This is a genomic window from Kribbella sp. NPDC058693 (assembly GCF_042715335.1).
GTDB lineage: Bacteria > Actinomycetota > Actinomycetes > Propionibacteriales > Kribbellaceae > Kribbella > Kribbella jiaozuonensis.
Genome location: NZ_JBHXSQ010000002.1, coordinates 705400 through 719347, shown reverse-complemented (window position 1 = coordinate 719347; position 13948 = coordinate 705400). Strand labels below are relative to the sequence as shown.

General features: G+C 68.3%; 16 protein-coding genes and 1 tRNA gene. 7 read left to right on the top strand and 10 right to left on the bottom strand.

The genetic code is table 11. The features are described from left to right. Positions 1 to 417, bottom strand: a complete 417-nt coding sequence (locus ACFWUU_RS13040) for an ester cyclase (RefSeq protein WP_380175370.1) — start codon at positions 415 to 417, stop codon at positions 1 to 3. A gap of 95 nt (positions 418 to 512) precedes the next feature. Between ACFWUU_RS13040 and ACFWUU_RS13035 the strand changes: the two genes are divergently transcribed. The 3 genes from ACFWUU_RS13035 to ACFWUU_RS13025 are packed head-to-tail and all read left to right on the top strand — an operon-like array spanning position 513 to position 2579. Next, on the top strand, positions 513 to 977 hold the full coding sequence (locus ACFWUU_RS13035) for a MarR family winged helix-turn-helix transcriptional regulator (RefSeq protein WP_380175368.1): 465 nt from the start codon (positions 513 to 515) through the stop codon (positions 975 to 977). Beyond that, the gene (locus tag ACFWUU_RS13030) at positions 974 to 1801 is read left to right on the top strand and encodes an ABC transporter ATP-binding protein (RefSeq protein WP_380175366.1); all 828 of its coding nucleotides are present in this window, start codon (positions 974 to 976) and stop codon (positions 1799 to 1801) included. The genes ACFWUU_RS13035 and ACFWUU_RS13030 overlap by 4 nt, the downstream gene beginning before the upstream one ends. Then, positions 1761 to 2579, top strand: coding sequence for an ABC transporter permease (locus ACFWUU_RS13025; RefSeq protein ID WP_137256910.1), 819 nt, complete (start codon positions 1761 to 1763; stop codon positions 2577 to 2579). Before ACFWUU_RS13030 ends, ACFWUU_RS13025 begins: the two co-directional genes overlap by 41 nt. On the opposite strand, the gene ACFWUU_RS13020 is transcribed toward ACFWUU_RS13025, so the two are convergent. Next, the gene (locus ACFWUU_RS13020; RefSeq protein ID WP_380175364.1) at positions 2576 to 3316 is read right to left on the bottom strand and encodes a GNAT family N-acetyltransferase; all 741 of its coding nucleotides are present in this window, start codon (positions 3314 to 3316) and stop codon (positions 2576 to 2578) included. The genes ACFWUU_RS13025 and ACFWUU_RS13020 overlap by 4 nt on opposite strands. After that, positions 3276 to 4484: an MFS transporter gene (locus ACFWUU_RS13015; protein ID WP_380175362.1), complete on the bottom strand. Its 1209-nt coding sequence runs from the start codon at positions 4482 to 4484 to the stop codon at positions 3276 to 3278. The genes ACFWUU_RS13020 and ACFWUU_RS13015 overlap by 41 nt, the downstream gene beginning before the upstream one ends. Positions 4485 to 4557: 73 nt before the next feature. Between ACFWUU_RS13015 and ACFWUU_RS13010 the strand changes: the two genes are divergently transcribed. The 3 genes from ACFWUU_RS13010 to ACFWUU_RS13000 are packed head-to-tail and all read left to right on the top strand — an operon-like array spanning position 4558 to position 8526. Then, a complete protein-coding gene (locus ACFWUU_RS13010) occupies positions 4558 to 5418 on the top strand; it encodes a LysR family transcriptional regulator (protein ID WP_380175360.1) in 861 nt (286 codons plus the stop codon). A 42-nt stretch (positions 5419 to 5460) separates the two neighbouring features. Beyond that, positions 5461 to 6075, top strand: coding sequence for a lysoplasmalogenase (locus tag ACFWUU_RS13005; protein WP_380175359.1), 615 nt, complete (start codon positions 5461 to 5463; stop codon positions 6073 to 6075). 48 nt (positions 6076 to 6123) lie between these two features. Then, positions 6124 to 8526, top strand: a complete 2403-nt coding sequence (locus ACFWUU_RS13000) for a glycosyl hydrolase (protein WP_380175357.1) — start codon at positions 6124 to 6126, stop codon at positions 8524 to 8526. Here ACFWUU_RS13000 and ACFWUU_RS12995 read toward each other — a convergent pair. From ACFWUU_RS12995 to ACFWUU_RS12970, 6 genes are all read right to left on the bottom strand, one after another. Further along, complete coding sequence (locus ACFWUU_RS12995; RefSeq protein WP_380175355.1) at positions 8523 to 8828, bottom strand: chorismate mutase; 306 nt, start codon at positions 8826 to 8828, stop codon at positions 8523 to 8525. The genes ACFWUU_RS13000 and ACFWUU_RS12995 overlap by 4 nt on opposite strands. 31 nt (positions 8829 to 8859) lie before the next feature. Beyond that, positions 8860 to 10185 carry a M20/M25/M40 family metallo-hydrolase gene (locus ACFWUU_RS12990; RefSeq protein ID WP_380175353.1) on the bottom strand — a complete coding sequence of 442 codons (1326 nt, stop codon included), beginning with the start codon at positions 10183 to 10185 and terminating at the stop codon, positions 8860 to 8862. Between the two features lie 47 nt (positions 10186 to 10232). Next, a complete protein-coding gene (locus ACFWUU_RS12985) occupies positions 10233 to 10634 on the bottom strand; it encodes a Rieske (2Fe-2S) protein (protein WP_137256918.1) in 402 nt (133 codons plus the stop codon). Next, a complete protein-coding gene (locus ACFWUU_RS12980) occupies positions 10631 to 11170 on the bottom strand; it encodes a DUF6529 family protein (protein WP_137256919.1) in 540 nt (179 codons plus the stop codon). Before ACFWUU_RS12980 ends, ACFWUU_RS12985 begins: the two co-directional genes overlap by 4 nt. Continuing rightward, positions 11170 to 11823 (bottom strand): hypothetical protein, encoded by a 654-nt coding sequence (locus ACFWUU_RS12975; RefSeq protein ID WP_380175352.1) that lies wholly within the window; start codon positions 11821 to 11823, stop codon positions 11170 to 11172. Before ACFWUU_RS12975 ends, ACFWUU_RS12980 begins: the two co-directional genes overlap by 1 nt. 111 nt (positions 11824 to 11934) lie before the next feature. Continuing rightward, the gene (locus tag ACFWUU_RS12970) at positions 11935 to 12423 is read right to left on the bottom strand and encodes a VOC family protein (protein WP_380175350.1); all 489 of its coding nucleotides are present in this window, start codon (positions 12421 to 12423) and stop codon (positions 11935 to 11937) included. 140 nt (positions 12424 to 12563) lie between these two features. On the opposite strand from ACFWUU_RS12970, the gene ACFWUU_RS12965 reads away from it, so the two are divergent. Next, positions 12564 to 12649 (top strand) — tRNA-Leu (locus ACFWUU_RS12965). Positions 12650 to 12758: 109 nt separating this feature from the next. On the opposite strand, the gene ACFWUU_RS12960 is transcribed toward ACFWUU_RS12965, so the two are convergent. After that, positions 12759 to 13835 carry a hypothetical protein gene (locus ACFWUU_RS12960; RefSeq protein WP_380175348.1) on the bottom strand — a complete coding sequence of 359 codons (1077 nt, stop codon included), beginning with the start codon at positions 13833 to 13835 and terminating at the stop codon, positions 12759 to 12761. Between the last annotated feature and the right edge of the window lie 113 nt (positions 13836 to 13948).

The window sequence follows — 13948 nt, the reverse complement described above, 5'->3', positions numbered from 1 at the left end:
TCAGGATGCTACGCCGAGTTGCCGCAGGAACCCGAGGTCATCGAGCAGCCCCCAGCGTTCGACGATCAGCCCGTCCCGCAGCCGCCAGATGTTGATCCCCGGCAGGCTGACCGCCTTCCCGCTCGGCGGCACCCCCAGCACCTCACCCCGCTGCGTCCCGCCGGCCGTGAACCGCTCGACGACAACATCCCCCTCCGCGATCAGCGCGTGCGTATCGCTGTGCCAGTCCGGGAACGCGGCCCGCATCAGCTTCCCCGCGTCCCGCATCCCCTCCCGGTGCGGCGTGACCCCGAACGGCGGGTCGTGGTTGATGAAGTCTTCGGCCAGGTGCGTGTCCACGGCGCCGAGGTCCCCTTTGGTGAACAGTCCGTCGATGAAGTCCTTGACGACGGTTTTGTTGCTCTCTGTTGTGCTCATGCCTCGATCGTGCGCGGGCCAGGTCCGGCCAGGTACCCCGACTAGTTGGGGTTCTCCCGATGAAATATCTCTGCGACAGAGGTATTCTCGGAACCGTGACCGAGACTCTCGCCGAGGACCTGCTCGCCGCGATCGGATTGGTGCGCCGCCGCCTCCGCCGATCCGCGGGCCGCCCCTTGGCGCTGAGCACGCTGACCGGCTCGCAGGCAGAGCTGATCCGGCTCGTACGGCGCAACCCGGGCATCTCTGTCGCCGAAGCGGCCGCCGAGCTCGGCCTCGTCCCGAACACCGTGTCGACCCTGGTCGGTCAGCTCACCGAGCGCGGCATGCTGCTGCGTACGTCGGACGAGAGCGACCGCCGGATCGCCCGCCTGACCCTGACCGAGCCGGCCCGCGAGCAGGTCGAGGCCTGGCGCGACCGCCGCGCCGCGCTCGTCAACGAGGCCCTCGACGGACTCGGTCCCGCCGACCGCGACGCGTTGCGGGCCGCTTTACCGGTTCTCGGCGTACTCGCCGAACGGCTCACCCCATCCGAGCAGGACGTGAAGGAGCGCGTATGAGTGCGGATACCGCAGCACAGCCGGCGCCGGCCGCCGAGATCATCGGGCTGAGTCACAAGTTCGGCGACCATCTCGCGGTCGACAGCCTCGACCTGACCGTCTCCCCCGGTGAGTGCTTCGGCTTGCTCGGGCCGAACGGCGCCGGCAAGACGACGACCCTCCGGGTGCTCAACACGCTCTATCCCCCGCAGTCCGGCACAGTCCGCGTCTTCGGCCTCGACGTCCGCACCGACGCGATGTCGGTACGCCGCCTGCTCGGCTACGTCCCGCAGCAGTTGTCGATCGAGGGCGCGCTGTCCGGTCGCGAGAACGTGTCCTGGTTCGCGCGCTTGTTCGACGTACCGCGGCGTGAACGGGCGGCTCGCGTGGCCGAAGTACTCGAGATCGTTGATCTGACGGATGCAGCGGATCGGCTTGCATCGACGTACTCCGGCGGCATGGTACGGCGGCTCGAGCTCGCGCAGGCGCTGGTCAACCGGCCCGCGCTGCTCGTGCTCGACGAGCCGACGGTCGGGCTGGACCCGGTCGCGCGCGACTCGGTGTGGGCGCGGGTGCAGGACATGCAGGACAAGTACGGGATGACCGTGCTGCTGACCACGCACTACATGGAAGAGGCCGACATCCTCTGCGACCGGGTGGCGCTGATGCATCTCGGCCGGCTGCGCGCCGTCGGCACACCCACCGATCTCAAGGCCGAGCTTGGTCCCGAGGCGAGCCTCGAGGACGTGTTCCGGCACCACACCGGCGAAAGCCTCGCGGCTTCGGAGAAGGGAGGCCTGCGCGATGTCCGTGGCACCCGTCGCACCGCCCAGCGCATGGGTTGAGTCGAGGCCGCGAGCGGCGCTCCGGCTGCTATCGCGGATCGGCACGTTCTGCCTGGTCGAGCTGCAGAAGCTGCGGCACGACCGGACCGAGCTGATCACCCGCGCGATCCAGCCGATCCTCTGGCTCGTGATCTTCGGCCAGACGTTCAGCCGGATCCGCGCGATCCCGACCGGCAACGTCCCGTACCTCGACTACCTCGCGCCGGGCATCATCGCCCAGTCCGCGCTGTTCGTCGCGATCTTCTACGGCATCCAGATCATCTGGGAACGCGACGCCGGCATCCTGACCAAGCTCCTCGTCACGCCCAGCCCGCGCTCCGCTCTCGTTGCAGGCAAGGCGTTCGCGGCCGGCGTCCGTACCATCTCGCAAGCGATCGTCGTGATCATCGTCGCCGCCCTGCTCGGCGTCAGCCTGACCTGGAACCCGCTGAAGCTGCTGGCCGTTCTCGTGGTCGTCGTACTGGGTGCGGCGTTCTTCTCGTGCCTCTCGATGACGATCGCCGGTCTGGTACTGCGCCGCGATCGCCTGATGGGCATCGGGCAAGCGATCACGATGCCGCTGTTCTTCGCGTCGAGCGCGCTGTATCCGATCGCGATCATGCCGGGCTGGCTGAAGGTGCTGAGCCATGCCAATCCGCTGACCTACGAGGTGAGCGCACTCCGCGGTCTCCTCATCGGCCAGCCGACCAACTACTGGCTCGACTTCGGCGTCCTCATCGTCGCCGCCATCGCCGGAATCTGCGCCGCCTCGGCTCTCCTCAGCCGCCTCGCGCGTTAGAGGTCGTGCTGGACCCAGACGTTCGGCTCGACGTACACGGCGTGGTTGTGGCGGACATCCACGTGGACGGGGACGAGAGCCTTGGGTACGACGACGTCGCCGGTGGTGTCGAACGGGAGGCCGGTCCAGTCGCGCCACTCGTCGAGTGTTCCGGTGATGACCATCGACCGTGGTGCGACCTGGATGATCTTGCCGCCGGCTTTGACGTGGACGCGCAGCCAGGGATCAACCGGTAGACCGTCCGGCCGCAGTTGCTCGATGTACTCCGTCATCGGCTGGTGCGGGTCGGCCTTGCCGTTCGGGCGGACCGGGGCGTAGAGGGTGGTATGGCCCTTAGCTTTTGCGGCTTGGCGCATCGCGTCGAGCATCGCGTGGGACAGGCCGCGGCCCTGATGCGACGGGCGGATCAGGATCTCGAGGGCGCTCGACACGTTCGGCTCGCGGCCGTTGCGCTTGTCGGCGAAACCCCATTGCAGGACCCGGTCCCAGCCGTCGGCGGGGACCTTGGTGCGGTTCTCGTCCGGATAGACGAACGGGATGCTCCGGCCGTGCGCGACCGGCTCGCCGTCCTCGGTCGCGACCAGGCACTGGTCGGGGAAGTTCGCCGCGACCTGGCCCATCAGCGCATTGCCGATCGGGTCGTTGAACATGAACTTCGGCCAGGTGTCCGCGAACTCGTACATCCGCTCGAGGTACTCAGGCCGCTCGGCCAACGTGGTGATCGCGATCCCTGGCATGTAATGCAGTCTGACACCGCAGCAGCACGAGTCCAGCGATTAACGCCAGGAGCGTTCCAGCACCGACGAGCGTCAGCTGCGCGCCGACCGTCGCGATGATCGGTCCGCCGATCAACAGCCCCGCCGAACTGCTCGCGCTGACCACCACAGCCTGCCCGCTCAGCAACGTACGTCGCTCTGCCCCGGCCGACGACCTGGTGATGATGATCGAGATGGCCGCGATGCCGACCACAACGGTCACGCCGGAGAAGGCTCCCGCGACGGCGACGATCGCCGGGGTCGACCACAAACCCATCGCGATCCAGCACAGTCCGCTCCAGGACCAGGCGACCGCGGCGCAGGCGACCGGCGGGATCCGGCGTACGACGGCCAGCGAGATCGCGGTCCCGATCAGCGAGCCCACGCCGTACCCGGTCATACCGGCGGCGAGGTAGATGCCGGGCCGCCCGCGTTGCTCTCCCAGCACCGACAAACCCAACGTGAACGCAAACCAGGTCACGCACCCGGTCCCACGGATGAGCCAGCCGTACATCACCTCTGGACGACCCTTGAGGCTGCCTCGAATGGAGGGGACCTCAACCGTTCTGACAACCACTCGCTGGGCGGGCACTGTGCAGGCGAGCAGGCCGGCGCCGACGACTGCCACCGCCTCGATCCACAGCAGCCGGTTCGTGAACCCGGCCGACACCGCCAGCGCACCGACCGTCGGTCCGATCAGCATGCCGACCCGGCGGAGACCGTCCTGCCAGGTGAGCAACAGGACCGCGCGATCCGGACCCCAACGATCCCCCGTGTCGGCCAGCAATGCAGACCGGCCCGGATCCGCCAGCGCAGTACCGCAGCCCAGCAGCAAACCGCTGAACACCAACAACTCCGGCGTCAGCAGTCCAAGTCCGGCCGCCGCCGGGACCGACGCCAACGCGATCGCGGTCACCAGCGCGACCACCGCCAGCCGCGGCCCCGAGTCCACCCATTGCCGTGCCTTCCGTGCCCACCATGGCGACAACAGCACAGGTATGCCGGACGCACCGCCGACCAGCCCCGTCGCCGCAACGGATCCGGTCTCCCGCAGGATCACCAACGGCAACGCGACCTGCGTGATCCGCATCGCGAAGTCCGCCGTACCGCTGCCGGCCAGCAACGCCAACGCCTCGAATCTCGCCTTCACACCTTTGATTCTTGGCTTTCCAGCACTCCGCAGGTAGCCGTCGAACGTTGACTGCTTGCCATAGGCTGAACCTATGGCCTCATTACCCTCGGTCGAGGACCTACGGCTGGTCCAGGCCGTCACCCGCACCGGCGCAGTCGGCACCGCGGCCCGCGAGCTCCGCATCTCGCAGCCCTCGGCATCACAACGCCTGGCCCGCCTCGAACGCCTCTGCGGCGCCAAGCTCTTCGAGCGCGACACCCGAGGCGCCCGCCCCACCCCCGCCGGCGCCGAGCTCAGCCGCCGCGCCGACCACATCCTCCGCCACCTGGAGGAGGTGTACGACGCAACCCGCGCGGCCGCCGTCGGCCAGCAGCTCGTCATCGGCACCTTCGCGAGCCTCGCCCCGATCCTGTTCCCGGTCCTCGACTCGGACCTGCCCGATCTCGAGATCCAGCAGCAGGTCGACCACGGCCAGTTCCTGGTCGAACGCGTCGCCGAAGGCACAATGGAGGCCGCCTTCATCGCAATCGCCGAGCAGATGACCCTCCCCCGCGGCGCCGTCGCCCGCCGCGTCGGCCGCGACGACCTCGTCCTGTTCATCCCACCGGGCGCCCGTCCACCGGGTCGCGGCCGTCAGCCGCTGAAGGACCGCCCGATCGTGTTCTCCACCTACGATCGCGGCACCGAGGAGATCCACGCCCGCCTCGCCGCCCTCGGCGCAATCCCCCGCCGCGGCGTCACGCTCAGCACGACCGTCGCCATCGCCCGCCGCCGCTCTCACCTGGCCCTGGTCCCCCGCAGCGCCCTCGCCACCGAACTCCGCCCTGGCGAACACCTCGCCGCCTCCCCCTTCACCTACCGCCTCACCCTCTCCGTCGTCACCACGCCAACCCCGCCGCGCGCCCTGATCAAACACCTTCCACAGCTGCGCGCGACATTGAACTTGTCGTGAACACCGGCGAGTCGCCGGCCAGGAGCAGGCAGACTCGGACGCATGAACCTGGGGCGGTTGGCGCGCGGGCGACGAGTGTTGGCGGGGTTCTGGGGTGCGACGGTCGTGCAGGTCGCGGCTGTTGCCTTCGACGTCAACATCCTCGAACAGGCCAGCAAGGCGACGCTGATGCCGTTGCTGTGGCAGTGGTCGCGCACGCAGGACGCGCCGCCGCTGATCCAGGCGGCGCTGCTCGCGTCGGCCGCCGGTGATCTGCTGCTGGAGACCGATGCGCAACTCGCGGGGATGGCGGCGTTCGCGGCAGCGCATGCGTGCTACCTCGCGGTGTTCCTCGCCAATCCGGCGCAGCGGTCGTGGCGGGTGCTCGCGGCGTACGCGGCGTTGTGGGCTGCCTTGATCGCGGTGCTGTCCCCTGGGCTCGGCAGCCAGCGGGTGCCGGTGGCGGCGTACGCGTTGTTGCTCACGGCAACTGCGGTCGCGTCCCGCTGGCACAACTCGCGGAGCGGTCTCGGCGGGGCGTTGTTCCTGGTCTCGGATGCATTGATCGCGCTGCGGATGTCCGGGCGGGACTTCCCGGGACGCGGCGCGCTCACGATGTCGACGTACGCCGTCGGGCAGTACCTGCTGACGTCGGGCGTGAGCAAATCTGACCGGTAGTGGTCATCGTCGTTGACCGCGGGTCGCCTCCGCTGTGGGGTGAAGGGTATGGCGACCGTCGACGACGTACGACGACAGTTCCGGAACCCGCCGCCCGAGGGGCGGCCGATGATGCGCTGGTGGTGGTTCGGTCCGTCGGTCACGCGGGACGAGCTGGACCGGGAGCTGCACGCGATGGCAGCGGCCGGACTCGGCGGGGTCGAGGTCGCGTTCGTCTATCCGATGGGGCCGGTGACCGCGCCGTTCGGATCGCCCGAGCTGCTCGAGCTGGTCGGCCATGCGGCTCGGACAGCGCATTCGTTAGGACTGCGGTTCGATGTGACGCTCGGCAGCGGCTGGTCGTACGGCGGCGGGCATATCGGGCCCGAGCACGCCGCGCGGCAGCTGCGCTGGGATCGGCGCGGGATCGGCGGCGCGGCGTACGACGTACCTGTGGTCGAGGCCTGGCCGGGAGATGAGTTCGTCGCAGCCTTCGTGGGCGACGGGTCGTCGTACGTCGAGGTGCCGGTGCGCGACGGGATCATCCACGTCCCGGCCGGTGGTCAGCCGCGTGAGGTGCTGATCGCCACGTCGCGGGTCACCGGGCAGCAGGTGAAGCGGACGGCTGCGGGCGCCGAGGGGCACACGCTCGACCACTACTCGGCGGCCGCGGCGTCGGAGCACATCCGCCGCGTCGCGGAGCCATTGCTGAAGGCGGCGACTCCTGAGCTGCTCGGGTCGGTGTTCTGCGACAGCCTCGAGGTGTACGGCGCGGACTGGACGCCGGGGATCTTCGACGAGTTCGCCAAGCGCCGGGGATACGAGCTGCGGCCGCGGCTGTACGAGCTGCTCGTCGACACCGGTGAGTCGCGGCAACTGCGGATCGACTTCGGGCGGACGTTGTCGGAGCTGTACGAGGACAACTTCCTGAAGGTGTTCCAGCAGTGGGCGGCCGGGTACGGCGTACCGTTCCGCATCCAGAGCTACGGTGAGCCGCCGGCGACGATGAGCAGCTACCGGTTCGCGGACATCTTCGAAGGCGAGGGCTGGGGTTGGACGCGGATCCCGGAGACCCGGTGGGCGTCGTCGGCCGCCAACATCTACGGCCGGTCGGTGGTGTCGGCGGAGGTGTGGACCTGGGTGCACTCGCCGTCGTTTCGCGCGACGCCGCTCGATCTCCAGGGTGAGGCGCACGAACATTTCCTGTCCGGCGTCAACCAGCTCATCGGCCACGGCTGGCCGTACTCCCCGTCGAACGGCCGCGGCCTCGGCTGGATCTTCTACGCGGCCGGTGCCCTCGACGACCGCAACCCATGGTGGCCGGTGGCAACGGATCTGTTCGCATCCCTCCACCGCCTGTCCTGGCTCCTCCAGCAAGGTACGCCGGTGCGCCCGGTCAAGATCTACATCCCGGCCTCCGACGCGTACGCCGAGACGGGCCTGAGCGAGCCGAACAACCTGTACCGCGTCGTACGCCGACTGATCCCGGAAAGCATCCCCCGCACGATCCGCGAGGCGGGACTCGACTACGACCTGATCGACGACGACGCCATCTCGGTCGTCGATCCAGCCGACGTACCGCTGGTCGTCGTACCGGACGGGACCACCACGCCCCCGGAGACCACGCGCTGGCTCGACGCGGTCCGCGCGGCAGGCGGCACGGTCGTCACCGACATCTCCACGCTCGCCGAGCACCTCCCGCCGGCGCCATTCACCCCACAGCAGGACGTCGGCGTGGTCCACCGCCGCCTCGACGACGGCGACATCTACTTCGTCGCCAACACCGGCCCCGAAGCCCGAACCCTCACCTTCGACCAGCCGATGGAACGCTGGACCTCGAACGACGTCACCCGCACCCTCACCCTGCACCCCTACGAGTCAGCCGTCCTCACCAGAACGACCACCCCTGCAACGGCGGAGTCGTCCGACGTTGTCGAAGCAGCTCTGGGCGAATGGTCGGTTGCCTTCGACAACGAAATTCGCCCGGTCACCATCCCCCACCGCTGGGAAGACACCCCGGAACTCGCGACCTACTCCGGCTCCGCGACCTACCAGACCGACCTTCACCTCCCCGAAACCGAAGGCCGACTCTTCCTCGACCTCGGCCCCGGTACGCCAGTCGATGCCGGCAGCGAGCCCTACCTCCCGCCCAACTCGTACCGCGCGCTCATCACCCCACCGGTAGGCGTCGCCGCCGAGATCTACCTCAACGACATCCGCTGCGGCACGCTCTGGGCCCCGCCGTACCGCGTCGACATCACCGACGCCGCACGATCGGGTGCCAACGATCTACGCATCGTCGTACACAACACCGCTGCCAACGCGCTGTCCGCCGACCAGCACCTTCTCCAGGCAGCGGAAGACGTCACCGCGGAGTTCGGTCACCGCTTCGACCTCCAGCACATCGAGCACGCGGCCGACTACCTCAACTCCGGGCTGCTCGCCGTACCGACGATCATCCGGACCAGCTAGTCCGCGGCGCGCGTCTCGGCGAGGCGTTCGTGGTGGTGGATGACCTCGGCGATGACGAAGGCGAGGAACTTCTCGGCGAAGACCGGGTCGAGTCCGGACTCGGCGGCGAGCGCGCGGAGCCGGGCCACCTGAGCCTGTTCGCGGGACTTGTCGGCCGGCGGCATTCCGGTGCTGGCCTTGAGGGCACCGACCTGTTGGGTGCACTTGAAGCGCTCGGCCAGCAGGTGGATCAGCGCGGCGTCGATGTTGTCGATGCTGCTGCGGAGCCGGGCGAGCTCGTCGGTGGCGTTGTCTGCGATCACGTTCCTAGCTTCTCAGGCCGCCGGCGCCAGCTCAGGCCTGGTCCAGGAAGCGGTCCAGCACCCGCGAGCCGAACTCGAGCGCCGACGTCGGCACCCGCTCGTCGATGCCGTGGAACATGCCCATGAAGTCCAGGTCCGGCGGCAGCTGCAGCGGTACGAATCCGAAGCACCGTACGCCGAGCCGGCTCCACGACTTCGCGTCCGTACCACCCGACATCAGCAGCGGCGCGGTCCGGCTCTGCGGGTCCTCGGCCGCCAGGCACGCCTTCATCGCCTCGACCAGCCCGCCGCTGAACTCGGTCTCCAGCGCGATGTCCTGTACGACGGTCTCGCGCTGCACCTTGTCGCCGAGCAGCTCGTCGATCGTCGCGAAGAACTCGTCCTCGTACCCGGGCAGGAACCGCCCGTCGATGTGCGCCTCGGCGTCGCCGGGGATCACGTTCACCTTGTAACCGGCGTTCAGCATCGTCGGGTTCGAGGTGTTGCGGATCGTCGCACCGAACATCCGGCTGAAGCTGCCCAGCTTCGCCAGCGTCGCCGTCATGTCATCGGGGTCCAGCTCGGTCCCGAGCACGTCCTCGAGCGTCTTCAGGAACTCGCGAACCGTCGGCGTCACCCGCAGCGGCCACTCGTGCCCGCCGATCCGGGTCACCGCCTCGACCAGGTTGGTGACGGCGTTGTCGTTGTTCACCATCGACCCGTGCCCCGCCGTACCGCGGGCCTTGAGCCGCATCCAGTTCATGCCCTTCTCGGCTGTCTCGATCAGGTACAGCCGGAGGTCGTCCTTGACCGTGATCGAGAAGCCACCGACCTCGCCGATGCCCTCGGTGCAGTCGGCGACGGTGTCCGGGTGGTTGTTGATCAGCCACTGCGCGCCGTACACACCGCCGGCCTCTTCGTCGGCGGTGAACACGAGCCGGACCGGCCGCCGCGGCTTCACGCCCGCGCGCTGACGAGCCCGGACGACCGACAGCACCATCGCGTCGAAGTCCTTCATGTCGACCGCGCCACGACCCCATACGCACCCGTCGAAGATCTCCCCGGAGAACGGGTCGACCTTCCAGTCCTTCGGGTCCGCCGGTACGACATCCAGGTGCCCGTGCACGAGCAGCGGGTCCGCATTCTGGTCCTCGCCGTCCCAGTGGGCGACCAGTGTCGCGCGCCCCGGCTCCGACTCGTAGATCGTCGACTCGATGCCGACCTCGTCCAGCTTCGCGGCGACGTACTCGGCCGCGACCCGCTCGCCGTTGCTCTTGCCGTTCCCGTAGTTCGTGGTGTCGATCCGGATCAGCTCACTGCAGAGCTCCACCACCTCGGCATCGGGCGTGTACGACGTACGGTCGCTGGAGGTCGTCATGCCGACCATCCTCTCTCACCGCCTCGGTGATGGCATCCCGAGGTCGGTCAGACCAGCGTGATCGAGTCCCCGGAAACGGTGATCTGTTTCGGCGGCAGCGGTCGCGGCGCAGGCCCGGCGACGACCGAGCCGTCCTTCACGGAGTACTTGCTGCCGTGGCAGGGACAGTCGATGGTGCCGTTGGCAACAGTCGTGACCTGGCAGCCCTGGTGCGTGCAGGTCGAGCTGAACGCCTTGAACGTGCCCTTGACCGGTTGCGTGACGACGACCTGGTTCTGGTCGAAGATCTTCCCCTCGCCGACCGGGATCTCGTCGGTCTTCCCGAGTACGGCGTTCGCGGGTGCCGTCTGCGATGGTGGGTTCTTCGGTTCGCCGTACTTCGAGCAGCCGGCGGCGGTCGCTCCGATCGCGACGGCCAGGACCGTCCGGCGGCCAGGTTGCTGTGTCATCGGATCACTCCGAACGTTGTGAAGAACCAGAGCGACGAGGTCAGCCACAGACCGACCAGCGCGGTGAACACGGCTCCGCCGACGACGGGCAGGAGCCATTTGGGGGCGTCGGTCCGGCTGAGGGTCAGCATCTTCGCGACAAAGGCGCCGTAGAAGAAACAGCCCAGGAGCGAGTGGATCAGGATGCGCGGTTCGCCGTACTCGAAGCCGAGTGCGTAGAGACAGTGCGCGACCACCGGGAGGGTGAACGCCACGGCGATGCGGCCGGACCAGCGGTGCAGCGGCGCGACCCACGGGCGGGTGGGCAGGCGGCCGTAGAGCGACATGGCCGAGATCAGCTGCACGATCCCGAAGAGGAGAGCGACGGTCGCGAGCCAGGTCTTCACCGATTGGAAGCTCGAGAAGCCGGCCAGATTGATCGCAACGCCGGCGGGGTCGTGGAGGCGGCCGTAGACACCGAGCGCGACCGCGACGGCAGTGCCGACCGCGAGCGGTACCGCGATCCTGGTCGCGTGTTGGACCTGTGCGGTGCTCATCAGAACGCCTCATCTCCGCTGACTGCTTGGGCTGTCACGGGTACGCCGTTCACCGTCGCGGCGCGGGTGGTGGTGTCGAGCGGCGGGGCGGGGGCCGGCGTACCGTCGTTGTCGACACCGACCTGCTTGCCGTCGGGCAGGACGATCCAGCCGATGGTGCTGGTGGAGTTCCGCGCGCGGTACAGGCCGGCGGGTGGGCCGGCTTTCGCGATCGCGAACCGCAGCGTGCGACCACTCAGCGTGAAAGTGCCGGTGGCGGTGTTGCCGGCAACGGCGGCGGTCAGGCGCTCGCCGGTCTTGGAACGCAGTACGAGCTGGCCGTTGCGGTAGGTGCCGGTCAGCCAGGCTTCGAGGCTGCGGCCGTCACAGACGTACGCCGCGGCGCGCTCGCCCTTCGTCGCGATCGCCAATGAGGCCTCGCGTTCGTTGGTCCGACCTGCGTAGACCGCGGGTGGTTTGGCCGGCGCTGTCGTGGCGGGCTTGCTCGGCGTCAGCGGGGTCGCGGATGGGGTGACTGTTCCAACCGGCGTCGCTGTTGGTGCCGGGTTGCTCGCCTGGGTTGGATTGCCGGTCTGGGTGCTGTTGACCACCATGAACGCGACCAACCCGACGGCCGTCGCCGCCAACGTCACCAACGGACTTCGCTGCCCCATCGCCGCCCCACCACCCCGAGACCCAGCCCGACGCCGGTCTCACCCCGAGACGAGGATCCCGCCGACCCATCGCCTGGTCAACGGCTCAGCGGCTCAGTCGGTTCAGCCGGTTCAGAGGACCTTCAGCCCGTACATCTCCCCGAGCGGATCCGAGATCAGTTCGATCCGCGCGCCGTCGGGGTCGCGGAAGTAGATCGAGGTACCGCTCTCCTCCTGGAACTCGACGCCGTGCGCGGTCAGGCTCTCCTTGAGTTGCCCCCACCGCTCCGGCTCGACCGAGATCGCCATGTGGTGCAGCCCGCCCAGCACCTCGGCGTACGGCCCGAGATCCAGTCCCGGGAAGTCGAAGAACGCCAGCAGGTTCCCGTTTCCGATGTCGAAGAAGAAGTGCGTCGAGCCCTCGTAGTCCCGGTTCCCGACCATCTCGGTCAGCGGGAACCCGAGCACGTCCTGGTAGAACTTCACCGTTCGCTCGACATCCGCACACAACAACGCGGTGTGATGCAACCCACGCGCCGAACTGACCCCACCCGGCCTCAGATAAGCACTCCGGATCCGGTCCCGCTCAGCCTCGATCGCACCCAGCTCGATCTCCGTCATCCCACCCCACCCTTCTCCTTGAACCCGAAACTACCCCGCCCCCAACACTCCGTCACCACCCCCACCCGCCCGATGTGAATTCCACCCCTGGAGTTTGCTACTGTTCTCCGGTCAGCACCGCACCCCGGTGCAGACCACTCGTCCGGGTGGCGGAATAGGCAGACGCGCTAGCTTGAGGTGCTAGTGCCCTTTACGGGGCGTGGGGGTTCAAGTCCCCCCTCGGACACTGAAACACTCGCTTCACCCCAACCAAGCGGCACTCCGGTGCCGCTTTTGTGGTTCTGGGACAGGTTGCCTGCAACAACCAAATTGCTGCCGACTACCCGCACACGGAATCAGTTGGCGGCGGAGAGTGCGGCTGCCTCGCGGAGGCGCTCGTCGAGGTCGGCGAAAGCGTCGACCATTTTGTCGAGGGCGACCGTGCCTCCCGTGGCAAGCAGGAGCGGTACGGCGCAGGGAGCGAAGTCGCCGAGCACCCTCAAGCGCGGTTCCTGGAAGTCCGGATCAGTGACGGCAGCAAGCAACTGGGCAAGAGCCTCTTCGCACTCGTCGCTGTGAGCCATCTGGATGGCCCAGCCCGTGAGGCCCTTGAGTGAGCTGTCGGCGGTTTCGAGCAAGGTGCGCTCAAGCACAGTTGTCGGACTCGCGGCCGCAGATCGTGCGCTCTCGATTTCCTCGAGCGCACTCCCGGAGTCTGTGAGGTCGGCCGCCAGCGTTTCGGCTACGTCCCAGCGGCCGGCGTCGGAAAGGACATCGACGACCTTCTCACGCTCTGGCTCATCCATCACCGAGGGCGGCCACGAAGCAAGATCGGCACTCGCCGAAGCTGATCCGGCGAGGCCACGCCACACCGCGAGTGCGGCATCTCGGCGTACGTCCGGTCTCGTCTGTGCGTGGGCTACCTCGATGAGTGCGCGGGCATACTCGTGGGCCCGCGGATGCTCCGCCTTCGCGAGCGCCGCCACCGCTTCCGCGGCTGACTGCGCAAGGTCCGGCAGCTCGGACGACGAGCCGCCCGTCAAGTCACGGAGCAACTGCACGAACTGCTGAATCCCCTTCGACGATTCGTCGGATCGCTCAGCCGTCTCCGGCAGTACGGCGATCAGTTGCCAGATCTCTTCCGCCGCTGCCGTGGAGTCGAATCTGGCAAGCGAGGCAGCCCAGGCCGCCCTGGCCACGAACGTCGCCTTGTGATCGTCGGCGTCCTCCGTCACAAGGGCGCCAACGGCTCTTACGCGTTCCTCCGCCTGCGGTGACGGCAGCCGCTCGAGCGCCCTGAGGTACCCGGGGACCGCCCTGGGCGTCGCGGCGACTCGTTCGGCCGCCAGGTCAAGAACGCGCTCCCCCTCGGTCTGGTCCAACGCCGACCATGTGACGCCAACGGACGCCAAGTCGGCGGCATCGGCTGTCACCGGAAGAGCGATCTCGGCAGCACGGCACAACTCTCGAGCTGCGTCTGGCGCCTTCTCCGACAGCAGGTTCGCGCACCTCACCGCGGCGCTGACCGTCGTCTCGACGTATATAA